Origin of the sequence: uncultured Parolsenella sp., from assembly GCF_934660935.1 — a bacterium.
Classification (GTDB): Bacteria; Actinomycetota; Coriobacteriia; order Coriobacteriales; family Atopobiaceae; genus Parolsenella.
Window position 1 is genome coordinate 24,131 of record NZ_CAKUIH010000010.1, and the last position, 23,409, is coordinate 47,539.

Genomic DNA, 23,409 nt, shown 5'->3' on the forward strand with positions numbered 1-23,409 from the left:
GCGAATGGGGACGGCATGGCAAGCCCGTGCTCAAATTGGAGCATAGTCTCGTGGTTCGAGCAGAGGGTTTTCGCGTGGTCCGATAAGCCCACGCCCAAGCGCTTCGTGACCGACACGCTTATTGTCTTCCTGACGATGCTGCTTGCCACGGTTCTTGGCGCCATCTTCTACGACCTCGACATGGAAGCATGCATAGTCATCACGTATGTCTTGGCCGTTCTCTGCGTCTCGCTCCTCACCGTGGGACGTCTCCACTGCCTCGTGGCCTCCGCCCTCGCGGTCCTGTTCTATAACTTCTTCTTCACCCACCCGCGCTTCTCGCTCACCGCCTGGGGCAGGACCTATCCCGCGACGTTCGCAGTCATGTTCGTGGTCGCTTTCATCGCCAGCGCCGTTGCCGTGACGCTCAGGCGCGAAGTCCACGCCTCACAGCTCGCATACCGCAGGACGCAGATCATCCTCGAAGCGGACGAAGCGCTACGCAGGTGCTCTACGCGCGAGCAAATCATTGATGCGATTGGCGCCCAGCTGTCCAAGCTGCTCGAAGCCGAAGTCATCTGGTATGCCGAGGGCATCTCGGGCTTTGCTCCCCAAAGACACTTCTCCGCTGTCTCGGCAACGCAGACAGAGCCAATCGTCGAGACCCCCATGGCTCGTAGGGCTATGGAGAACAGAGGCGCGGTCGGCGCCGGGACCGGCTGCTTCCCCTCCGCAAGCGGCTATTATCTGCCGGTCATCTCGGACGACAAGGTTATCGGCGTAATGGGTGCCTGCCTTGGCAATAAGACGCCACTCCCCGCCGAGCAAAACGAGGCGGAGGCAGTTGTGGGCGAGGCGTCTCTCGCGCTCAATCGCATCCAGGCGCTAGAACAGCGCGAGGAGGCTGCCGTTCTAGCCAAGAACGAGCAGCTTCGTGCCAACCTCCTCCGCTCGATCTCGCACGACCTGCGCACTCCGCTCACGGCAATCTCGGGAAACGCCGACGTTCTGCTCTCGGACGGAGATGCACTGAGCACGGACAAGCGCGGAGAGCTGCTCCGAGACATTCGATCCGATGCGAACTGGCTGAACGCCACCGTTGAGAACCTTCTCGCCATCACTCGCCTAGAAAATGGGAATGTCCAGCTAAATACCACCGTAGAGCTCCTTGACGACATCATCGAGGAGGCGCTGCGCCACGCCAATCCAGACATCTGCCAGCACGGTCTGGAAATCGAGCCGTGTGAGGACCTCCTCCTCGTCAAAGTGGATGCCAAGTTGATTGTCCAGGTCGTGGTCAATCTGGTGAACAACGCCGTAACCCACACGCAGGCGGGTTCGACCATCCGCGTCTCAACGTGCTCGCGAGGTACCGAGGCCATTGTCAGGGTCGAAGATGATGGCCCCGGCATCAAAGATAGCGATAAGGCGCATGTCTTCGAATCCTTCTATACGATCGGCCGAACGCTCGCGGATTCCAAGCGAAGCGTCGGGCTTGGTCTCTCCCTTTGCAAGTCGATTGTGGAAGCGCATGGGGGTAGCATCGTCGTTAGGGACACTGTCCCCCACGGATGCGCGTTCGAATTCGCACTGCCCCTCTACGAGCTCGAGGAAGGAGTCCCGGAAGATGCCGACTGAATCGAATCCCACGATTCTCGTTGTCGAGGATGACGCCACCGTCAGGAACCTCATCCTGACGACTCTCGACACGCAGGGTTTTCGTCACCTCAGCGAGACCACCGGAAGAGGCGCCATCGCGGCGTCTGCCTCAAGCACGCCGGACGTGGTCCTCCTCGATCTCGGGCTTCCCGACATCGACGGCATCGAGGTCGTCCGCGCCATTCGCAGCTGGTCTCAGATGCCCATCATCGTCGTCTCTGCTAGGAGCGAAGATGCCGACAAGATCGGCGCGCTCGACGCAGGCGCGGACGACTACCTCACCAAGCCCTTCTCCGTGGGCGAGCTGCTGGCGCGAATCCGCACCACGCTACGGCGCCTCAACTATCAGTCGCCCACGCAAGGACAGGAGCCTTCGACATTCCAGAACGGTAACCTGCGAATCGATTACACGGCAGGCATCGCATACCTTGACGACAGGGAATTGCACTTGACGCCCATCGAGTACAAGCTCCTTTGCCTTCTGTCGCACAACGTCGACAAAGTCCTCACGCACAGCTTTATCCTGCAAGAGGTCTGGAGCAACAATCACCAGGCGGACCTCGCCTCGCTTCGCGTCTTCATGGGAACCCTTCGCAAGAAGATCGAGCCCGACCCGGTTCATCCGCGCTACATCCAGACGCATGTTGGCGTGGGCTACCGCATGATGCGCGTCGCGGACGAATAGGGTTTTTGGTTGGCGGTTCGAGCCGTATCGTGTGTAGGCTCGACCTCGACCTGCAAGCTTCGCGCCTACACATATATCAACAAGGCATATAAGGACGTATTAAGCGCTTTACCTCGGTCTTTAGCCTATCTTTAGGTCACCTTCACACGCACTTTATGCCTGCGAGGTGTGGAATTGCGCACGCCCAAAATAGACTGAAAGTCAGAGTCTTCACGAGGATATCCTCCCCTTGCAACGGTGAAACAACCGTCGGTCGCACGCGCCAGAAAACGCGTGCGCGAACAAGGAAAGGAGGGTCCTTGAACACCATGTCCGATACGCACGAGGAAGAGGTACCGCAGATCGCGGCACTCACGAGCGACGCGGTATTCAAGTCGCTAGGCACGAGCCAAGCCGGCCTCGCGAGTGACCAAGTGAGCGAACTGCAGGCTAAGTACGGCAAGAACCTTATCCAGGCGGGTAAGAAGAAGTCGCCCATCCTTGCGTTTCTCTCAAACTTCACACACCTTATGGCCATCCTCCTCTGGGTGGCCGGCATCATCGCCTTCGTGGCCGGCATGCCCGAGCTTGGTGTCTCCGTCTGGCTGGTCAACCTCATCAACGGTTGCTTCAGCTTCTGGCAGGAGCACCAGGCGGACAAGGCTACCGAGGCCCTGAAAAAGATGCTGCCGTCCTACGTCAACGTCATCCGCGACGGCCAGCAGGCCCAGGTTCTCGCGGAGGACCTCGTCCCCGGTGACGTCATGGTCCTTGCCGAGGGCGACAAGATCTCCGCAGACGGCCGCGTCGTGCGCGCGTCTGACCTCCAGGTCGACCAGTCGACACTCACGGGCGAGTCAAACCCCGTGAGGAAGACCGCGGACGCCGTCCTCGAGGCCGACCTCACCGCCGCCGAGACCCCCAACCTCGTCTTCGCCGGTACCTCGGTCTCCGAGGGCAACGGACGCGTCGTCGTCACCAAGATTGGTATGGCGACCGAGTTTGGCAAAATCGCCAGCCTTACGCAGAACATGGAGGACTCCGAGAGCCCGCTCCAGCGTCAGCTCGACCGCCTGACCAAGCAGGTCACCCTGTTCGCGCTCTGCATGGGCATCGTCTTCTTCCTCCTCGACGTGCTGTTTGTCCGCAACGGCCTAGCCTCGTCGTTCATCTTCGCACTTGGTATGGTCGTGGCGTTCATCCCGGAGGGACTGCTCCCCACGGTCACGCTGTCCCTCGCCATGGCCGTCCAGCGCATGAGCAAGCGCAACGCCCTCGTGAAGAAGCTGAGCTCCGTCGAGGCACTTGGCTCCACGAGCGTCATCTGCACCGATAAGACCGGCACCCTCACCCAGAACGAGATGACCGTCAACCACCTGTGGACCTGCGACCGCGAGTACGTGGTCTCCGGCGTTGGCTACGCCCCCAAGGGCGAGATTCTCTGCGGCAAGGACAAGTGGGAGGCTGCGGACAACGAGGAGCTTCGCCTGCTCGTCTCTGGTGGTGCCCTTTGCTCCAACGCCCGTCTCGTCGAGCCGGACGAGGAGGGTGGCCGCTACACCGTCCTCGGCGACCCGACCGAGGCCTGCCTGCTCGTCAGCGCGCAGAAGGCCGGCCTTTCCCTCGAGGGCCTCGAGCGCGAGATGCCCCGCGTGAGGGAGCTCCCCTTCGAGAGCCGCCGCAAGCGCATGACCACCATCCACCAGCTCAAGCGTCCGCTCGATGGCGCCTCGCGCGTTGCGTTCGTCAAGGGTGCCCCCAACGAGGTCGTCCGCCTCTCCGACAACTACCGCACTGACGGCAAGGTCATGCCGATGAGTGACGAGATGCGTAAGAGCATCATGGACGCTAACGACGGCTATGCCGCCAACGGCCTGCGCGTGCTTGCCCTCGCCTACCGCCCCCTGAGCCCGGACGACACTTCCATCCCCCGCTCGATGAGCGACTACACGCCCGAGAACATCGAGTGTGGCCTCACCTTCGTCGGTCTCCTCGTCATGCAGGACCCGCCCAGGCCCGAGGTCGCCGACGCCGTGGCCGAGTGCCGTCGTGCTGGCATCCGCGTCGTCATGATCACGGGCGACTATGGCCTGACCGCCCTCTCCATCGCCCGCAAGATTGGCATCGTCCAGGGCCCGAACCCTCGCGTCTTCTCTGGCGTCGAGCTCGAGAAGACCTCTGACGACGAGCTCAAGGAGGCCCTGAAGGGCGAGGTCGTCTTCGCCCGCATGGCGCCCGAGCAGAAGCTGCGCGTCGTCGAGAACCTGCAGCAGATGGGCGAGATCGTCGCCGTCACCGGCGATGGCGTGAACGACTCCCCCGCCCTCAAGAGGGCTGACATCGGCGTCGCCATGGGCATCACCGGCACGGACGTGGCCAAGGAGGCCGCGGACATGATCCTGACCGACGACAACTTCGCCTCGATCGTCCATGCCATCGAAGAGGGCCGCGCGGTCTACGCGAACATCAGGAAGTTCATGCTCTACATCCTGAACTCCAACGTGCCCGAGGCTGTCCCCTCTGCGATCTACCTGCTCTCCGGTGGCGCCGTGCCGCTGCCGCTCACGACGATGCAGATCCTCACCATCGACCTTGGCACCGACATGTTGCCCGCCCTTGGTCTTGGCACCGAGCCTCCCGAGGCTGACGTCATGGCCAACCCGCCTCGCAACCCCAACGAGCCGCTGCTCTCCGGCAAGGTCATGCGTAAGGCCTTCCTGTGGTACGGAATGCTCGGCGCCCTGTTCTCCTTCGCTGCGTTCATGTTCTGCCAGGTCATGAACGGCTGGCACTCCGGCATCGAGATGTTCGGCGTGGGCAACGACCTCGATCCGGTCTACGTCCGCGCGACGACCATGGCACTTGCGGCCATCGTCTTCACGCAGATCGGCGAGGTCTGGAACTGCCGCACGGAGACCGCATCCGTCTTCTCGGTGGGTCTGTTCTCCAACAAACAGATCAACAAGGGTATCCTCTTCGAGATCGCGCTCATCATCTTCATCACGCTGTTCCCGCCCTTCCAGAGCGTCTTCCACACCAGCCCGCTCGTCCTGAATGACTTCGTGTTCCTGGTGCTGCTGCCGCCCATCGTCCTCCTCCTTGAGGAGGCCCGAAAGGCCATCGTTCGCAAGAGGAACCACATCGATCGCAACGGCGTCGCCATCAAGCAGGCACCGGAAAAGAGGTAAAGATGAAAGTTATCGTCGTAGGAATGGGCCGCATGGGCACGAGCCTCGCTCGCAAGCTCGACAGGCAGGGCTACGAGGTCTGCGCCATCGACCAGGACCCCGAGCGCCTCAAGGCGCTCGGCCCCACGTTTGGCGGCCAGACCGTCGAGGGCATCGGATTCGACCGTGAGGTCCTCGCCGCCGCCGGCATCGACCGTGCGAGCGCCGTCATCGCCTGCACCGCCTCAGACGAGACGAACATCGTCGTCGCCCGCATCTCCCGACAGACCTATCGAGTCCCCCGCGTCATCGCGCGCCTGTACGAGATCGGCAATGCCGAGACGTACCGCAGGCTCGGCATCCAGAGCATCTCGACCACTGACTGGGGCGTAAGGCGCGTCTGCGAGCTCCTGACCTTCAACGAGCTCGATGACGTTGCCGGTATCGGTTCCGGCGACGTGCGCCTCGTTCGCGCCGACGTCCCGCCGATGCTCGAAGGTAGCCCCGTTCGCGAGCTCACCGCCGTTGGCGAGATCAACATCGTCGCCGTCTCTCACGACAACGAGACCTTCGTTCCCACCCAGGGCACGGTTCTCGACCACGGTGACATCATCTACGCCGCCGTCCAGGCGACCTCGGCAAGCAAGTTCCGCGCCATGCTCGGCATGACGGATTAGGAGGCTGTATGAACATCATCATTGTCGGCGGTGACAAGGTTGGTTCCTACCTCGCCACCCTGCTAGGCAACCGCGGCTACAACGTTCGCATCGTCGAGTCAAGGAAGGCCGTTGCGCAGCGCCTCGAGGAGAAGCTGCCCGAGGGCTGCGTCGTGAGGGGCATGGGCTCGAGCCCGGATGTCCTCGAAAAGGCCGGCGTGCTCCAGGCCGACGTCATCATTGCCGTGACGGGCGATGACGAGGTCAACCTCGTGGTCGCGATGCTCGCCAAGATGGAGTACGGCGTGAATCGCGTCGTCGCTCGCGTGAACAACCCGGCAAACGCCTGGATGTTCGACGAGTCCATGGGCGTCGATATCGCCGTTGACCAGGCGGAGATCATCACGAAGTCCGTCGAAGAGGGCCTCGACATGGAGGACGTCTTCACGATCATGCGACTCGGCAAGGACGGCCACGAGATCGTGCAGGGCGAGGTCCGCCCGCGCTCCACGATGGTGGGCAAGTCGATTGCCGAGCTCCAGATTCCCGACGGTCTGGTCTTTGTCGCGCTTGAGCACGAGGGCAACATCCTCATCCCCAACGGCGACACAGCGTTTAGCGCCGGTGACCGTGTGGTCGCCTTCGCGAGCGAGCAGGGCAGGGACTTCCTGAGTCACTCGTTGCAGTAGGGCAAGATCTTCGATAGGCCCCACACCATTGCGTGGCGCATGACCGCCGGGACCAGCCACGGGCTGGCCTCGGCGGTTTTTTGTGAGGGAGATGGGCGCCGCTGGCCACGACGACGGTGCCAGGCGCGCTTGGAATCACGATGGAAAGACGCTACCGTAAGCGGGTCGGAATGCGAAGGAGGCCAACGATGACGAAGCCCAGCGGCGCCAAGCGCCACTACGACATGCCTCTGCCGCCGAAACAGCAGATCGGGCGCCAGGCCTTCGGCGGGCCAGCGCGCGGCGCGGGCATAGGTCCGAACAAAGCCTGCGGCCACAAGGGCGGTATCCGGCGGCAAGGTTCGAAGCGCGGCTAGCCCAGACCAACATCAAGAAACCTGCAAAAGGGACTGTCCCTTTTGCAGGTTTCCTTTTCACCCATGTAGGGTTAGACGAGCTTGTCGTAGACCTCGGATTTTGGGATGCCAAACTGCTTGGCAAGGCGCTTGGCAAGGGCGCTCTTGGGCTCTCCGGCCTCGAGCCCCTCGGCAATGGCCTCCTCCAGAGTGGCGGGACCAGAAGCGGAGGCTACGCGCAAGGCAGAAAGTTCCTCCGCACTCGGGCCCTCCACCACGATGACGCACTCCCCTCGCACCTCACCACGCTCGCGAATGCGTCGCGCGAGTTCTCCGGAAAAATCGCGAACGCATTCCTCATGAAGCTTCGTGAGCTCGCGCACGAGCGCCACACGACGCGTCGGGAAGGCCTCGGCAATGGAGTCGAGCGTCGCCACAACACGATGGGGGCTCTCGTAGAACACGAGCGCACCGGGAATCGGCGCGAGCTCAGCCAGACGCCTCGCGCGCTCCCCCGCCTTTCTCGGCAGGAATCCCTCGAAGAAGAAATGGTCCATGCCCAGACCACTAGCCACAAGGGCGCAGGTCACGGCACTGGGTCCTGGAATCACCTCAACGGGAAGCCCCTCATCGAGAGCGGCGTCGACCAGTCGCTGACCAGGATCGGACACGCCGGGCATGCCGGCATCACTTACGAAGGCAACGCGCGAACCGGAGGCAACGCGCGCAAGCACGCCCTCCACTCGATTGACAATGACGTTCTCGTCGCACCGCTCAAGCGGCACGCGAATCTCGAACCGAGCAAGGAGCTTCGAGGTCACGCGCGTATCCTCACACAGAAGAACATCAGCTGAGCGGAGCGTCTCAATCACTCGGGGCGAGGCGTCAGACAGATTGCCGATCGGCGTGCCGACGAGCGACAGCATGCCGCCGGGCCGCGCCAGACGCGCCTGCTCCTCGACAGCGTCCCTCGCGAACGGCGTCTCGTTATCGTTCACGCAATCCCCCATTACTCAAGCATTCCGTGTTCGAAGCTCGAAAGCGCCACGCGGGCGTCCCAGCTTGACAGCCTACCCTCGGTCTTCCAAGTCTGGAAGAACCAACCGGCGCAGCCAGAGAAGGCGCTCATCTGCCCTGCCGTAAATACGCGCTCGAGCGCGATGCGACCCTCCGGCGTCATGCCAGCGTCCGCCAGCGGCAGCGCGCTCGACCACTCACCCACCATAACAGGCAGGCCACTCTTCTTTGCGCGAGCGAGATACTGCTCCGTATCCTTCACGAGACGCCGCACGCCCGTGGGACCAGCGGCGTTCATGGAATCAGAGTAATGGAACACATGGCTATCCAGCCACACGTTCTCATAGCGCGCAGGCGACATAAAGGCTCGCCACGCATCCGGCAGGCCAGCGTCATTCACGACGAAAACCGGACGCGTTCCGGCAGCTTCGCGGACCGCCTCGTAGGCATCGCGATAGAAGTTGCGAAGAAGATGCGGCGGCACGCCCTCAACGACGGACAGTCCGCGCCGCGAGCGACCCTTAATCGCCCCGATCGGCTCGATGCCAAGGAAGTTCTCACGCTCCGCATAACGCACCGCGAGCGCCGCGGCGACATCAATAACCGCGCGACGGAAGGAGGCGACATCGCCGAAGAAGCTCGCGGGCGAGGCGGAATCCGTGCCAGGCACGACGGCGACATCAAGGAGGACCTCGATGCCAGCCGCTTCAGCCCAGTCAAATGCTCGATCAACATAGTCCAGGCAGCCCTCGGAGGGGCCGGGCATGGGCCCGGCCTCGCCGAAGACGTACCAAGGAACCTGAAGCCTGACCGCGTCATAGCCGCGCGAGGCAATTCGGGCGAAGTCTCCCTCGTCGATGAATGTCGAGCGATGACGCTCGAGGAGCTCGGCGTAGCGCGAGTCCTCCATCACACTGGCAAGCTCGGCCTCGCAAAATGCACCCGTACCAGCGAAGAGGGACGGCGTCACCCAAGGCTCGAGGACAAGCCAGCCCGACAGGTTGACTCCGCGAAGACGATGGTTCTCGACATCCCTCTTGCGTGCCTTGAGCAACTTTGCCCGCCTCTCCTCGACCGCGCGACAGCGCGTGACAGGCTACGCCCGCCTAACTAAGCTCTCTCATCCCATGGTACAGCTGCCAGTACTCGCCGTGTTGCGCGAGGAGCTCATCATGCGTGCCACGTTCAACAATCCTTCCCTGTTCCAGCACCATAATTGCGTTGGCGTTGCGGACGGTGGAAAGCCTGTGGGCGATCACGAAGACGGTGCGCCCCGCCATGAGGGCATCCATGCCGCGCTCGATGAGGGCCTCGGTGCGCGTATCGACCGAGCTTGTCGCCTCATCGAGAATGAGGACGGGTGGGTTCGCCACAGCTGCACGGGCAATCGCCAGAAGCTGGCGCTGGCCGGCTGAGAGGTTGGCGCCGTCTGCGGTCACAAGCGTGTCGTAACCCTTGGGCAGGCGATTGATGAAGCCGTCCGCGTTCGCCGTGCGAGCCGCGGCCCTGACCTCCTCGTCCGTGGCGTCAAGCTTGCCGAACCTGATGTTGTCGGCAACGGTTCCGCAGAAGAGGTGCGTGTCCTGGAGCACGATGCCGAGGCTCGAGCGAAGGCTCGCCTTCTCGATGTCGCGAACGTCTATGCCGTCATATGTGATGGAACCAGCCTGAACGTCATAGAAGCGGTTGATAAGGTTCGTGATCGTGGTCTTTCCGGCGCCCGTGGACCCAACGAAGGCAATCTTCTGGCCAGGCTTCGCGAAGAGCGAGAGGTCCTTGAGGACGGTGTGGCCCGGCTCATACCCAAAGGTAACGTCATGGAAGCGAACGTCTCCCGCAAGAGGCACCTGGGTGCCGTCCTCCTGACGCCAGGCCCAGCCGCTCGCCCCGGCGGCAGCGCGCTCCGGAGCATCCTCCTTCGCCTCGAGGCGCTCGAGGATGACCTTGCCCTCATCCACCTCGGGCTCGATGTCCATGGCGGAGAAGAGGCGCTCCGCACCGGCCAGGGCGCCGAGGAGGAAGTTGCCGAGTTGAGTCACCTGGTTGAAAGGCATAGCCGCCTGACGAACAAATACGAGGTAGCTCGCGAGGCTGCCCATATCCGTGAGGCCCCTCGCGGCGAGGAAGGACCCCATGACCGCCACCACAGCGTAGTTGGTGTAGGTCATGGCAACCGTGATGGGTACCATGGTCGCGGCGTAGGTCTGAGCAGCCGTACCCTGCTCGCGGAGCTGCTCATTATGCTCGCGGAAGCCCTCGAGAGAGGCCTCCTCGTGCGTATACGCCTGGACGACCTTCTGACCGGCGCACATCTCCTGGACATAGCCGTCGAGACGTCCAAGCGTACCCTGCATGGACTTGAAATATGCCGAGCTGCGCTTACCGGCGAGGCGCACGTACACGACGAGCATGACGTCAAACGCGACGGTAACGAGCGTGAGGCGCCAATCGAGAACGAACAGCAGCACCAGGGTGCCAAATGCCTGGATCGCCGCCTGAATCACATTCGCGAAGCTGTTGTTGAGCGCCTCGGAAACCGTGTCGACGTCATTCGTGAAGAAGCTCATGACGTCGCCCGTGCGAGTGCGGTCGAAATAGCTAAGCGTGAGCGTCTGCAGATGTGCGAACAGGTCGCGGCGGATATCGAAGACGACGCGTTGGGCCGCCCTCACCATCGTCTGCGTATAACCGAGCGCGGAGAGCGCACCGACCACGTAAATGACCGCCGCCAGCACGACGCCAGCCTTGAAGCCGGCGACATCCTGGGTAGTCAGGCAGTTCACCACGGGCTTGATCATGTAGGTGCCCGCGAGCTGGCAGAGGGCACACGTGCTTGCGAGGACTCCGACAAGCAGGAGCTTCATGCGAGCCGCGCCCATATACTCGAGCAGCCTGCGCACCGTGCTGCCGAGGTTCTTTGGCTTTGAGGAGCCACCCTTCGTTGAATAGACGGCCATTACTCCTCATTCCCCTCAGCAACCTGCGTGTGATAAAGCTCCTGGTAGATTGGGTCAGTCGCTAGCAATTCCGCTGGTGTGCCCACGGCGTGGACGCGACCGTCATCAAGGATCACGACTTGGTCCGCATCGTTCACGGACGCGATGCGCTGGGCGATGATGACCTTCGTGACATCGGTCAGCCCACGCAGCCCCTCCCTGATGCGGGCGTCAGTCGCCATATCGACCGCACTCGTCGAGTCATCGAGAATCAAGACGCGCGGGCGCCTCACGAGCGCCCTGGCAATGCAGAGACGCTGACGTTGGCCGCCGCTGACGTTATCGCCTCCCTGGCCGAGGTCCGCATCAAGACCGCCGATTCGGTCAAGGAACTCGTCAACGGCAGCGACATGGCATGCCTCCAGCAGTTCCTCGTCCGTAGCGTCCGGACGGCCCCAAAGAAGGTTCTCGCGCACCGTACCGGAGAAGAGCACAGGACGCTGAAGCGCGATGCCCACGCTCTCTCGCAACGCGGCGACGTCATACTCGCGCACGTCATGGCCGCCGATAAGAACGGCGCCGTCCGTCACGTCATACAGGCGCGGAAGCAACTGGACGAGAGAGCTCTTGCCCGACCCCGTGCCACCAAGGACGCCGATCGTCGAACCCGCAGGGAACGAGAGCGTGATGTCATGGAGGACGTCCGCGGAGGCGTCGGCGTTGTACTTGAAGCTCGCATGGCGCAGCTCGATGGAGCCATTCGGAACCTCCGCGATCGCATGCTCCGGGCTCGCAATCGTAGGCTGTTCGCGCAGGACCTCACCCACGCGGCGAGCGCTCGTAAGCGCACGCGTCATGAGCAGGAAGACGTTCGAGATCATCATGAGGGAGTTCGTGATCTGGAGAACGTAGCTCATGAACCCCGTGAGCTCGCCGACCTTCAGCTCGCCCGCCATGATCATCGTGCCGCCCAAGGCCAGGATGAGGATGTCACTCGTATACATGGTTGCCTGGAAGAGCGGAAGGTTGAAAACGGCGGTACCGAAGGTCCTCGTCGAAGTCTCGGCGAGATCCCCGTTGACCGCCCCAAAGCGGCTTCCGACCCACTCGTCGCGCACGAACGCCTTAACCGCGCGGATGGCCGTGACGCTCTCCTGAACGACGTCGTTCAGCTGGTCCATAACATCTTGGAGAACGCCGTAAAGCGGCGCCACCCGACGGACGATAAGGACGAGGGCGACGGCAAGGAGCGGAAGCATGACGAAGAAGACGCAGGCGAGACGCACCGAAAGCATGCTGGCGAGGATGAGGCCCGCCGTAAACATGACGGGTCCGCGCATCATGGGCCTGAAACCGTTCATGAAGGCGTTCTGGATGACGGTGACGTCCGTCGTCATGCGCGTCACAAGGGACGAAGTGTCGAAGTGGTCGAGGTTCTCGAACGAATAGCGCTGCACCGCCTCGAACTGGGCATCGCGGAGATTGGCGCCGAGACCCATTGCCGCACGGGCGCTGCAGCGGGCGAACGCCATGCCAAAGCCCATGGCGATAATGCCGCAAGCGAGCATCTGGCCACCCGTGACCCACACGTGGCTCATATCCCCCGCGACGATGCCCTGGTCGATAAGGCCCGCCGTAAGGTAGGGAATCAGGAGCTCGAGCGTGCCCTCGAAGACCATGCAGATGGCAGCAAGAATGAAGTCGCGCTTATACGGACCGAGATAGCGAAAGATGATTTTGAGGTCACTCACGGACGCCCGCCTCCTCGGCGCGACGCGCCACCATGTTCTTCCTCGCGCGTTCGAGGTAACCAATGAAAGACTCGCGTTCCTCGTTAGTAAACCCGTCAAGCATGGCCTCGTCGATTTCGGCGCAGCGCTCCTCCCACGGCATCACCAACGCCCGACCGGCATCGGTGAGCCTGAGACGCTTCGTGCGCCGGTCTCCCGGATTCGCCTCGACGGTAACAAAGCCGCCCTTCTCGAGCGCATCGAGCATGCGCGAGACAGCGGCTGGATCCATGCCAAAGAACGACGCCATCTCTCGCTGGGTAGCGTGCTCGTGAACCGCCAGATACGAGATGACTCGAGGTTGGCCGCAGGCAAGGCCAAGCGATGACCCATACGGCCTCAACAGCGCCTTTTGTGCCTGAAACGCTCTCAAAAGAGCCATGTGCGCGTCAACCAGGGAGTAACCCTCGCCAACCGCATATTTTTCTTTCCCCATGAAACTCCGCCTCTTGATAATGCTTGATTTATCAATAATTGACGAATCAAGAGAATAGCGTCGATGCTTGATTTGTCAACGAAGCTATCTAGCACGAAACAATTGAAGCGGCCAAGCCATTATGCGCGTCAATTCGCACGTCCTTAGCACGCCAGGTGCAGCAAGAGCGAGACGCCCGTGCCCACTGCGTGCCCGCCGCAAGCCCATCCGCACCCGCGCAGCACCTGCCGCAAGCACATACCGTGCCCACCGCAACCACATACCGCGCCCGCCGCACGCCAGGCACAGGAGCCGCGCGCGAATTAAGCCAGATACACCATCAGTCTCTTGATTTGTCGCGAGCGGCAGGTATCTCTCCGTGAGTGGTTGGGTAACAAAGCGCAAGACCGCTACTCGATTTTAGTTGTCCACTTATCGATAGTCATTTGCGAAGACTATATGTATGCGTATTCGTGGTCATTTGCTCACGCTTGGACGCGATACCCTCTCCCTAGTCGACGCCTCAGATGGGCGTCGAGACGACGGCGGCAATAGGTGCCGCCCAACCTCAATACAGGGGAGGATCATGGAGAAGCGCATCTACAGGTTTGGCCTTGACGAGAACGGCGCTGACGTCACCGAGGGAACCGCGCACGACAACTTCACCCTCGGCGGCAAGGGTGCTAACCTCGCCGAGATGGCTCGTATCGGCCTTCCGGTTCCTCCTGGCTTCACGATTACCTGCCAGACCTGCATGGAATACGCCAACGGCGGCAACACCTGGCCCGAGGGCGTGCTCGACGGCATCACCGCGGCCCGCGAGGACCTCGAGCGTCGTTGCGGCAAGCGCCTTGGCGACGCCAAGGACCCGCTGCTCGTCTCCGTCCGTTCCGGTGCCCCCTTCTCGATGCCCGGCATGATGGACACGGTGCTTGACCTCGGCCTCAATGACGAGTCCGTTCTCGGCCTCGCCCACCAGACCAACAACGATCGCTTCGCCTGGGACAGCTACCGCCGCTTCATCCAGATGTTCTCGAACGTAGTCATGGGCATCGACTCCGACCTCTTCGAGCACGCGATCTCCGCCGCCCGCGAGGCCGCCGGCGTCACCACCGACACTGAGCTCTCCGCTGAGAATCTCCGCGCCCTCGCCGGCGAATTCAAGCAAATCTTCGCCGAGAACGTAAACCTCGAGGAGCACCCCGAGCTCGCCGGCGAGGATGGTTCCGCCCAGTTCCCGCAGGATCCCACCATCCAGCTCCGCCTTGCCGTAGCCGCCGTCTTCGGCTCCTGGGAGTCCGACCGCGCGCGCCTCTACCGCAGGCAGAACAACATCCCCAATGACCTCGGTACCGCCGTCAACGTTCAGGTCATGGCCTTCGGCAACAAGGGTGAGACCAGCGCCTCCGGCGTCGCCTTCACCCGCAACCCTGCCACCGGCGAGCGCGAGTTCTACGGCGACTACCTCGTGAACGCTCAAGGCGAGGACGTCGTGGCCGGCATCCGCAACACCGAGCCCATCGAGACACTGCGCCACACCCCCGGCCTCGAGGCCGCCGGCGAGCAGCTTGAAAGCATCTTCGGCATCCTCGAGCAGCACTACCGCGACATGATGGACATCGAGTTCACCATCGAGCAGGGCAAGCTCTACATGCTGCAGACCCGCGTGGGCAAGCGCACCGCCACCGCCGCCCTCAAAATCGCCGTGGACCTCGTCAGCGAAGGCGTTATCACCCGCGAGGAGGCGCTCCAGCGCATCAACCCCGCCCAGCTCGACCAGCTCATGCACCCGCAGATTGCCAAGAACGCCACCAGGAACGTCTTCGCCCGCGGCCTCAACGCGAGCCCCGGTGCCGCCGTGGGCAAGGTCGTCTTCTCCGCGGCCGATGCCGTGGCCGAGAGCGAGGCCGGTAACGATTGCGTGCTCGTCCGTTGGGAGACCACGCCCGACGACCTCGCGGGCATGACCGCCGCCAAGGGTATCCTCACCAGCCACGGCGGCAAGACCAGCCACGCGGCCGTCATCGCCCGCGGCATGGGCAAGCCCTGTGTCTGCGGTGCCGACGCCCTGCGCATCGACGCGGAGCGCAAGGAGGTCGCCGTCGCCAACACTGACGTCGTCCTTCACGAGGGTGACATCATCTCCATCGATGGCTCCACGGGCGAGGTCATGCTCGGTGCCGTCGAGCTCGAGCGCCCCAGCACTACGGGCGACCTCGCGACCGTCCTCGATTGGGCCGACAGAGTCCGCCGCATGGGCGTTCGCGCCAACGCCGACAACCCGGCAGACGCCCGCCTCTCCCTCGAGCTTGGTGCCGAGGGCATCGGCCTGACCCGCACCGAGCACATGTTCCTCGGTGACCGCAAGAGCATCATCCAGCGCTTCATCCTCTCCGATACCGAGGAGGAGCGCCAGGAGGCCGCCGACGAGCTCGCCCACGCCCAGGAGGGTGACTTCTACGAGATCCTCTCCGTCATGGACGGCAAGTCCGTGACCATCCGTCTGCTCGATCCTCCCCTGCACGAGTTCCTCGACAGCCCGCGTGACCTCGCCATCCGCCTCACCCGCATGGAGTGCGAGGGCGCTCCCGCCGAGGAGATTTCCCGCCTGCGCGCGCTCCTCGCCCGCGTCGACTCCCTCGCCGAGGCCAACCCCATGCTCGGCCTCCGCGGCTGCCGCCTGGGCTTCGCCTTCCCGCAGCTCCCGGCCCTCCAGACGCGTGCCATCGCCCGCGCCACGGTGCGCCTGAAGCGCGAGGGCAAGAACCCGCGTCCGCACATCATGGTGCCCCTCGTCTGCCTCAACGCCGAGATTCGTGAGATGCGCGCCATCGTCGAGCGCGCCATCATCGACGTCGAGGTCGAGACCGGCGTCCGCCTGGGCGAGATTCCCGTCGGCACGATGATCGAGCTCCCGCGCGCCGCCGTCATGGCAGACCGCATCGCCCGCCACGCGGACTTCTTCAGCTTTGGCACGAACGACCTCACGCAGACCGCGCTCGGCTTCTCCCGTGACGATGTCGAGGGCAAGGTCCTCCCGACCTACCTCGAGTCCAACGTCATCCCGAGAAACCCGTTCGAGACCATCGACGAGGGCGTCGCGAAGCTCGTCGGCATGGGTTGCGAACTCGGCCGCTCCGAGAGGCCTGGTATCTCCCTCGGCGTCTGCGGTGAGCATGGCGGTGACCCTGATTCCATCCGCACCTTCTATGACCTGGGCATCGATTACGTGAGCTGCTCGCCCTACCGTGTCCCGGTCGCGCGCCTCGCAGCCGCGCAGGCGACGCTCGCCAGCAAGGTTCGTCCGTACGTTCCCGTGACGCCGGCCTATGCCCCCGTCCGCGAGCGCCAGCCGTTCGCCGAGCAGGTCTAGCCAACATCCGGGACGCCAGGCTAATTCGTCGGCCTGGCGCCCTCTCCAAACCCAGGGGCCCAACCCGTCCCTGGGTACATCCGGGGAGTTCGGGTCTCCCCGGATGGGCGGCGAGCGCGCCACGCAGGCTAAACGTCTCCCTACGCCTGCGCTTGCCGCACACAAGAACCACCCCGACACGAAGCGACTCGCCGTGTCGGGGTGGTTCCCTTTTGGCATGCCGGGGGCATGGCATGCCTACGATGTCGCGCCACCTCGTCCACAGGTGGCGCGCGAGATAATCACGTCTCGCTCGATGAAGTCAGCCCGAGGCCTCGTTCCGACTTCTTAAGACGAGTTACGCGTTGAACACGTACTTATCCATGCGCTCGAACGCCTCCTGAACGCGATCGAGCGGCAGGGCGAGGTTCATGCGCAGGTGGCAAGGGCCATGGAACATGCGACCGTCCTGGATGTCGACGCCGACGCGCCAGCACTCCTTCTCGACCCAGTCGATGTCACGCCCGTGCTTCTCGCACCACTCGGTGCAGTCCACGAACAGCATGTAGGTGCCCTCGGGCTTCTGCACGATGACGCCATCGAAGTGCTTGTCGATGTAATCGCAAGCCCAGTCGACGTTGGCACCGAGAACCTGAGTGAGCTCGTCAACCCACTCGTATCCCTCGGGCTTGTAGGCGCCCACGAGCGCGTGCATGGACAGCACGTTCATGTCGTTGTAGTGGCACTTGGAGCTTCGAGCCGTGACACGATCGCGCAGATACTTGTTGTAGATGATGTGGTAGGAACCCACCAAGCCGGCAAGGTTGAACGTCTTGCTGGGCGCATAGATGGCCACGGTACGCTGGCGGGCGTCATCGGAGACGCTCTGCGTGGGCACGTGCTTGTGGCCCGGCAGGATGATATCGCTCCAGATCTCGTCGGAGACGACGACGCAGTCATACTTCTTGAAGAGCTCCATCGCGCGCTCGATCTCCCAGCGCTCCCAGACGCGGCCACAGGGGTTGTGGGGGGAGCAGAAGACGACGGCGTGGATGTTGTTTTCGGCGAGCTTCTTCTCCATGTCCTCGAAGTCCATGCGCCAGACGCCGTCCTCGTCGATCTTGAGGGGCGAGTTCACGATATCGAAGCCGTTGTTCTTGAGGCTCATCGTGAAACCGATGTAGGTCGGGCTGTGGAGAAGGACCTTGTCACCAGGCTCCATGAAGGAGGCCAGCGTGGAGACGACACCGCCGAGGACGCCGTTCTCATAACCGATGCACTCCTTGGTGAGGCCCTCGACGCCGTTGCGCGTCTCGTGCCACCTGATGATGGAGTTGAAGTAGTCATCGGTCGGGGCGAAGTAACCAAACGCAGGGTGCTTGGCGCGCTCGATAATCGCCTCGGTGACGGTCGGCACCGTGGGGAAGTTCATGTCAGCGATCCACATGGGGATGCCGTCGAAGCCCTCGGCCGGAGCATCCGGGGCGAACCCGGTGCCAAGACCGTCGACGGCGATCGCGTCCATGCCGTGACGCTCCATGTGGCTGGTGAAGTCATACTTCATGAGAAGAACCCTTCCGTTGAATGCTTGCACAAGAACGCAAACGCCTGTTGTCTAGCGAGGGACGATGATGCTCCCGATGCCCCGGCAAAGGCTAGAGTACGTCGATACTCTGGACAGCGTCAAAGCCATGCTCGCCGGTACGGACCTTCACGGCCTCGGCGACGCCATACACGAACACCTTTCCGTCTCCGATGTGACCCGTGTAGAGGGCGCGACGCGCGGCGAAGACGACGTCCTCGACGGGAACCTTCGAGACGACGATGTCCACCTGGACCTTCGGCACGAACTCGACGCTCACCGGGATGCCACGATACGTCTCGCGTGCACCTTTCTGCTCGCCGCAACCCCTGACGTCGCTCACCGTCATGCCGGTCACGCCAATACGGTTGAGCTCCTCGCGAAGCCCGTCAAGGCGCGTAGGACGGCAGATGACCTCGACCTTCTTAAGCGTGCAGGAATCGGCTCCGCCCATGAGGGCGAGGGGCACGGCGACGTCGATGGGAAGGTCCGGCGTGCGGGCGGAAGCGCCCTGGAGTGCCGCGGGGCTGAGCTCAGGCAGGTACTCCATGAAGGCGTTGTTGAGGCTCGGGCCGGAAAGACCGAGGCCAGCCGTCTCCTCGGAATCGAGCACGCGCAGGTCAGCGTTTCTCTTGACGATCGAGAACACGATCCAAGAGAAGACGGCGGCCCAGGCCGCGATCGCAACGAGGCCCACGAGCTCTGCCACGAACGTCCCGAATCCGCCGAAGATGAGGCCGGACTTACCAAAGACGCCGGCAAGAACGAGACCGAGGACGCCGCAGACACCATGGGTGACGATCGAGCCAACCGGATCATCCACCTTGGAGCAGCGCTCCACGCGCTCCGTGCCAAACACGACCACAAGCCCGGCGGCGACGCCGGCGAGCGCGCAGAAGAGCGGGCTCATCACGTCTGCCCCGGAGGAAACGGCCACAAGGCCGCCAACGAGGCCATTGAGCGTCATCGGAACGTCGACTCCCCCATAGCGCGCCCTGGTCGCCACCATCGCCGTCAGGGCAGAGACGCTCGAGGCGGCGAGCATGCCGAGAACGGCCCGACCAAAGGCATCCACGCCGCTCACGCCAAAGGCGAGGCAGGAGACGCCCATAAGGCCGAACCAGCCCACGAAGATGAGGAGGGATCCCTCGAGGCAGCGAGTCAGGCTCTGCCCCGGAAGCGCTCGGACCTCGCCGTCAACGTACTTGCCAGACCTCGGCCCCATGAGGGCCGCGGCGACGAGCGCGACGATGCCGGCAACCACGTTCAGGGACGCGGAGCCCGCAAAGTCGTGGAAGCCCATCTGGGCAAGCCAGCCCTGACCCCAGGTCCAACGGTTCACGAAGGGATACACGAGCAGGCTCACGACCAGGGCAGTCGCGATGTTGGCGGCGATGTTGGAGCGCTCCGCAAGCGTGCCGCAGACGATGTTCGCGCAGACGGCGCAGACGACGGCCTGCGCCGCGACGAAGAGCGTGAGGGGCACGCCCTCGGGAAGCTCGGGACCATAGTTGCCGAGGGTGAAGAAGTCGAGCACGCCGAAGAAGCCGCCTCGCCCGCCAAAGAACAGGCCGAATCCGATGAAGAGGAATCCCAGGACGCTCGCAAACGTCACGACGGCATGGCGAACGATGGTACCCGACGTGTTCTTGTGCTGAACGGAGCCCACGTCAAAGAGCGCATAGCCCAGCAGCATGAGCGCCACAAGGGAGGTTCCGGCGACCGTCCAGACGGTCGCTGCAGTGATGGAAGACATTGCCATCCCTCCCCTATGCGAACGTCGGGGCAGCTTCGCCCGCGACCTTGCCATCGACGATGTCCATCGGGTGGGTCACGCGCTCGAGGAACTTCTGCGTGCGCGGCTCCTTGGGATTGACGAGGATCTCGGAGGGCTTGCCCTCCTCGACCACGACGCCACCTTCCATGAAGACGACGCGCGTGGCGACCTCGCGAGCGAACGCGATCTCATGCGTGACGATGACCATGGTGATGCCCGTCATGGCGACGCTCTTGATCGTGGCGAGGACCTCGCCGACAAGCTCGGGGTCGAGCGCGCTCGTGGGCTCGTCGAAGAGGATGACGTCAGGGTCGAGGATCAGCGCTCGGGCGATGCCGGCACGCTGCTGCTGGCCACCCGAGAGCTGAATGGGATAGTAATCGCACCTCTCGGCCAGGCCCACCTTGGCCAGGATCTCGCGAGCGGCCTTCTCTGCATCCGCCTTCTGGTACTTCTTGACGGTGACCAGGCCCTCCATGACGTTTTCGAGGATGGTCTTGTTCTTGAACAGGTTGTAGTTCTGGAAGACCATCGCGGTCTTGCGGCGAAGCTCGATAACGTCCTTCTTCGAGTGCTTCTTGGCATCGACCTTGAACCCGTTGATTTCGATCGTGCCCTCGTCGGCGGGATCGAGGAAGTTGATGGTGCGCAGGAACGTGGTCTTGCCCGAGCCGGACGGGCCGAGGATAACGACGACCTCGCCCTTCTTTACGTTCATGTCCACGCCCTTGAGCACGTGGTTCGAGCCGAACGACTTCTGGATGCCCTTGAGCTCAAGCATGTAGTCGGAGTTTGGCATTGTGAGTCTCCTCTTGGATGGTTGCGCTAGGCCGTCTGGGCGGAAGCGTCGGGCGCGGTCAGATTCAGATAGCGGGATGCCCTGCCTTCGATGACGCGGAAGATGCGGTTGAACACGAAGCTCAGCACCTCATAGATGACCGTCGCCATGAGATAGGCCTCGATGTAGGCGTAGCTCGCGTTGGCAAGCAGGGTCGAGGTCGCCATGACCTCGTAGACGCCCACGAAGTAGGCAAGCGAGGTGCCCTGGACGAGGCCCACGAACAGGCCGTTCAGGTTGGGCAGGGCGCTCGTGATGGCCTGGGGCAGCACGACGCGCACGTAGGCCACCGGTTTGGTCATACCCACGGACTGCGCGGCCTCGATCTGTCCCTTGTCCACGGCCAGAATCGCCGAGCGGAAGACCTCGGAGGAGTAGGCGGCCTGCTCGAGCACGAAAGCGGCGATGGCGTAGGCCGCGGCCGGCACGGCGCTGACGTCGGCCGAGAGGCCGATGGAGGCCAGGTAGGTCTGTATGATAAGCGGCGTTGAGTAGTACGAGACGAACAGGATGATGACCATCGGCACGGAACGCATAAACGAGACGAACACGCTGGCCAGCTGGCTGAGTACCGGCACGCGCGCGTTCTTGACGAGCGCGATGAGGATGCCAAGCACCCAGCCTATAGGAATGGAGACGAAGACCAGCAGCAGTGTCACGGGCACCGATGCCAGGACCTGGGGAAACGCCTCGGCGAGAAACTCTAAGTCAATCATGTGCCCACCCCTATGCCGTGACGGTGCGACCGCGGGAGGTCGCGCGCTCGATGATGGTCGTGACGAGCTGGAGCAGCAAGCAGATGCACCAGTAAATGATGGCGACCGAGATGTAGACCTCCAGACGCGAGGCACCGTAGCTGGCCTGTGAGATGGTCTGCGCACGCCCCATGAGGTCGAGCGTGCCGATGGAGAACGCCAAGGCCGTCTCCTTGAAGATGCTGATGACGTTGTTGCCCAGGTTGGGGATAGCGATGGCGACGGCCTGCGGCAGCACGATGCGGCGCAGGGCCTGGACCTCGGTCATGCCCACAGACAGCGCCGCCTCGGTCTGGCCGTGCTCTACGGCCAGATAGCTCGAGCGCATCATCTCGCCGAGGTTTGCCGAGGAGATGAGCGTCATCGCCACGAGGATGAACGTGGACTTGGGGAGCTTCGCCAGCACCGGCATGACCTGCGGCAGGCCCATGAACAGCAAAAAGATCAAGACGAGTGACGGGACGCCTCGCATGAGCGAGATATAGCCGTGGGCGAGCGAGGCAAGCACCCGTCCGCCGCGCAGCTGCGCGAACGTGAGCAGAAGGCCGATGACCAGACCAAAGAGTAGCGAGTACGCGAGCAGGTAGACCGTCATGGGCAGCGCCGTGAGAATCGTCGAGATGAAGCCCGGGATCAGCTCGGCGTGGAGCTCGAAGGTGTAGGAGGTCTGCATAGGATTGTCTCCCGCCGGGCTAGTCGTTCATGAGCTCGTTGTCAGACAGGACGTCGGCGTAAGCGGTGAAGACGTCCACGCCCAGGTCCTGCTCGGCGAGCTTGCCCAGGCTACCGTCCCCCTTCATCTCCTTGAGAACCTTGTCCACGGCATCGCGCAGCTCGGTCTGCTCCTTGTTGAACATGAAGTAGGTAGACTCGCACAGCACGACGTTGGTCTTGTACAGACCCGTGCCCGCCTCGTCGTTGACGGTGTCGAAGGAGCCGTCGTAGCAGGAGTAGGAGTCCACCTGTCCGGAGGCGACCATCTTGAAGGCGTCGGCCATGGTGATGTCGGAGGTGGTCTTAAGCTCGATGGCCTTGTCGGGGTACTTCTCGTTGTACTTCTCAATCATGCCGTACTCGTAGTTGATGGGGTTGGAGAGCGTGGTCAGGCCCGCCATGTCATCAAGCGTCTTGATGTTGGGATCGCGCACAGCAAAGACCATCGGCGAGAGGCAGAAGGACTCCTCGCAGAAGATGAACTTCTCCTTGCGTTCCTCGCTGGGGACGAGCTGGCAGCTGACGAGCTCTGCCGAGCCCGACTCGCAGGCCGTGATCATGGCCGTGAAGTCCATGGAGTCGATGTCGAAGGAGTAGTCATCGAGGCGCTCGTCGACGGCCTTGAGCACGTCAACGTCGTAGCCAACGAGGTTGCCCTCCTTGTCGAGGGAACAGTAGGGCGGGTTGCCGTTGTAGGTAAGGACGCTGACGGTCTTGCCGGAGGCAGATCCGCCCGTGGCAGAGGAGCTATCCGGCGCGCAACCAGAGAGGGAGGCGACGCCGAAGACGCCGAGTCCGAGAATCCCCGCGCCCTTGAGGAAGTTCCTGCGAGAGATCATGTACGGAGTAACGTTCTGCTTAGCCATGGTGCGTCCCCTTTCGCATCGGTGAGCGGAGCTTGTGGCCCCACGTCCGTCAGGCCCTTGCCTGGCGACAGGTGCAGAATGCGAGCCGTCCGTTAACGAAAGATGACAAAAAGTACGCCGCTACTGTAAACAGTCACGCGCCGTTTTATGAATCCGCAGGTAGGATGCTTCGTTTTGTCTTGGTTGCATCTTTGTTGCAGAAACAAAGCGGAAAACGC

At 62.9% G+C, this 23,409-nt stretch carries 18 protein-coding genes; 7 read left to right on the forward strand and 11 right to left on the reverse strand.

Annotation, left to right across the window (positions count from 1 at the left end; genetic code table 11):
* The first annotated feature begins 15 nt into the window (after window positions 1–15).
* The 6 genes from Q0H23_RS06155 (at window position 16) to Q0H23_RS06180 (ending at window position 7,170) form a co-directional block, all read left to right on the forward strand.
* A complete protein-coding gene (locus Q0H23_RS06155; protein ID WP_293836692.1) occupies window positions 16–1,617 on the forward strand; it encodes an ATP-binding protein in 1,602 nt (533 codons plus the stop codon).
* Window positions 1,607–2,323, forward strand: a complete 717-nt coding sequence (locus tag Q0H23_RS06160; RefSeq protein WP_293836694.1) for a response regulator transcription factor — start codon at window positions 1,607–1,609, stop codon at window positions 2,321–2,323. Before Q0H23_RS06155 ends, Q0H23_RS06160 begins: the two co-directional genes overlap by 11 nt.
* A gap of 308 nt (window positions 2,324–2,631) precedes the next feature.
* On the forward strand, window positions 2,632–5,490 hold the full coding sequence (locus tag Q0H23_RS06165) for a cation-transporting P-type ATPase (protein WP_293814041.1): 2,859 nt from the start codon (window positions 2,632–2,634) through the stop codon (window positions 5,488–5,490).
* Between the two features lie 2 nt (window positions 5,491–5,492).
* Window positions 5,493–6,146: a TrkA family potassium uptake protein gene (locus tag Q0H23_RS06170; RefSeq protein WP_293814021.1), complete on the forward strand. Its 654-nt coding sequence runs from the start codon at window positions 5,493–5,495 to the stop codon at window positions 6,144–6,146.
* Window positions 6,147–6,154: 8 nt separating this feature from the next.
* The gene (locus tag Q0H23_RS06175; RefSeq protein WP_293836696.1) at window positions 6,155–6,814 is read left to right on the forward strand and encodes an NAD-binding protein; all 660 of its coding nucleotides are present in this window, start codon (window positions 6,155–6,157) and stop codon (window positions 6,812–6,814) included.
* 188 nt (window positions 6,815–7,002) lie between these two features.
* Window positions 7,003–7,170, forward strand: coding sequence for a hypothetical protein (locus tag Q0H23_RS06180; RefSeq protein ID WP_293836698.1), 168 nt, complete (start codon window positions 7,003–7,005; stop codon window positions 7,168–7,170).
* Between the two features lie 71 nt (window positions 7,171–7,241).
* Here the strand turns inward: Q0H23_RS06180 and rsmI are convergent, their stop codons facing one another.
* The 5 genes from rsmI to Q0H23_RS06205 form a co-directional block, all read right to left on the reverse strand.
* Window positions 7,242–8,075: a 16S rRNA (cytidine(1402)-2'-O)-methyltransferase gene (gene rsmI, locus Q0H23_RS06185; protein WP_293836758.1), complete on the reverse strand. Its 834-nt coding sequence runs from the start codon at window positions 8,073–8,075 to the stop codon at window positions 7,242–7,244.
* A gap of 83 nt (window positions 8,076–8,158) precedes the next feature.
* Window positions 8,159–9,220: a cellulase family glycosylhydrolase gene (locus tag Q0H23_RS06190; RefSeq protein WP_293836700.1), complete on the reverse strand. Its 1,062-nt coding sequence runs from the start codon at window positions 9,218–9,220 to the stop codon at window positions 8,159–8,161.
* A gap of 52 nt (window positions 9,221–9,272) precedes the next feature.
* The gene (locus Q0H23_RS06195) at window positions 9,273–11,123 is read right to left on the reverse strand and encodes an ABC transporter ATP-binding protein (RefSeq protein ID WP_293836702.1); all 1,851 of its coding nucleotides are present in this window, start codon (window positions 11,121–11,123) and stop codon (window positions 9,273–9,275) included.
* Window positions 11,123–12,853, reverse strand: a complete 1,731-nt coding sequence (locus Q0H23_RS06200; RefSeq protein ID WP_293836704.1) for an ABC transporter ATP-binding protein — start codon at window positions 12,851–12,853, stop codon at window positions 11,123–11,125. The genes Q0H23_RS06195 and Q0H23_RS06200 overlap by 1 nt, the downstream gene beginning before the upstream one ends.
* A complete protein-coding gene (locus Q0H23_RS06205) occupies window positions 12,846–13,328 on the reverse strand; it encodes a MarR family transcriptional regulator (protein WP_293814015.1) in 483 nt (160 codons plus the stop codon). The genes Q0H23_RS06200 and Q0H23_RS06205 overlap by 8 nt, the downstream gene beginning before the upstream one ends.
* A 562-nt stretch (window positions 13,329–13,890) precedes the next feature.
* Here Q0H23_RS06205 and ppdK point away from each other — a divergent pair.
* Entirely contained in the window at window positions 13,891–16,680 is a 2,790-nt protein-coding gene (gene ppdK, locus Q0H23_RS06210; RefSeq protein ID WP_366509946.1) for a pyruvate, phosphate dikinase, read from the forward strand.
* Between the two features lie 337 nt (window positions 16,681–17,017).
* Here ppdK and Q0H23_RS06215 read toward each other — a convergent pair whose 3' ends face one another.
* From Q0H23_RS06215 to Q0H23_RS06240, 6 genes are all read right to left on the reverse strand, one after another.
* Window positions 17,018–18,223 carry an aminotransferase class I/II-fold pyridoxal phosphate-dependent enzyme gene (locus Q0H23_RS06215; protein WP_293836708.1) on the reverse strand — a complete coding sequence of 402 codons (1,206 nt, stop codon included), beginning with the start codon at window positions 18,221–18,223 and terminating at the stop codon, window positions 17,018–17,020.
* A 91-nt stretch (window positions 18,224–18,314) separates the two neighbouring features.
* Complete coding sequence (locus tag Q0H23_RS06220; protein ID WP_293836710.1) at window positions 18,315–19,997, reverse strand: ammonium transporter family protein; 1,683 nt, start codon at window positions 19,995–19,997, stop codon at window positions 18,315–18,317.
* Window positions 19,998–20,010: 13 nt separating this feature from the next.
* Complete coding sequence (locus Q0H23_RS06225) at window positions 20,011–20,799, reverse strand: amino acid ABC transporter ATP-binding protein (protein ID WP_366509947.1); 789 nt, start codon at window positions 20,797–20,799, stop codon at window positions 20,011–20,013.
* 44 nt (window positions 20,800–20,843) lie between these two features.
* Window positions 20,844–21,572, reverse strand: a complete 729-nt coding sequence (locus tag Q0H23_RS06230) for an amino acid ABC transporter permease (RefSeq protein WP_293836714.1) — start codon at window positions 21,570–21,572, stop codon at window positions 20,844–20,846.
* A 10-nt stretch (window positions 21,573–21,582) separates the two neighbouring features.
* Window positions 21,583–22,284 (reverse strand): amino acid ABC transporter permease, encoded by a 702-nt coding sequence (locus Q0H23_RS06235; protein WP_293836716.1) that lies wholly within the window; start codon window positions 22,282–22,284, stop codon window positions 21,583–21,585.
* Window positions 22,285–22,303: 19 nt separating this feature from the next.
* Window positions 22,304–23,191, reverse strand: coding sequence for a substrate-binding domain-containing protein (locus Q0H23_RS06240; RefSeq protein WP_293836718.1), 888 nt, complete (start codon window positions 23,189–23,191; stop codon window positions 22,304–22,306).
* Between the last annotated feature and the right edge of the window lie 218 nt (window positions 23,192–23,409).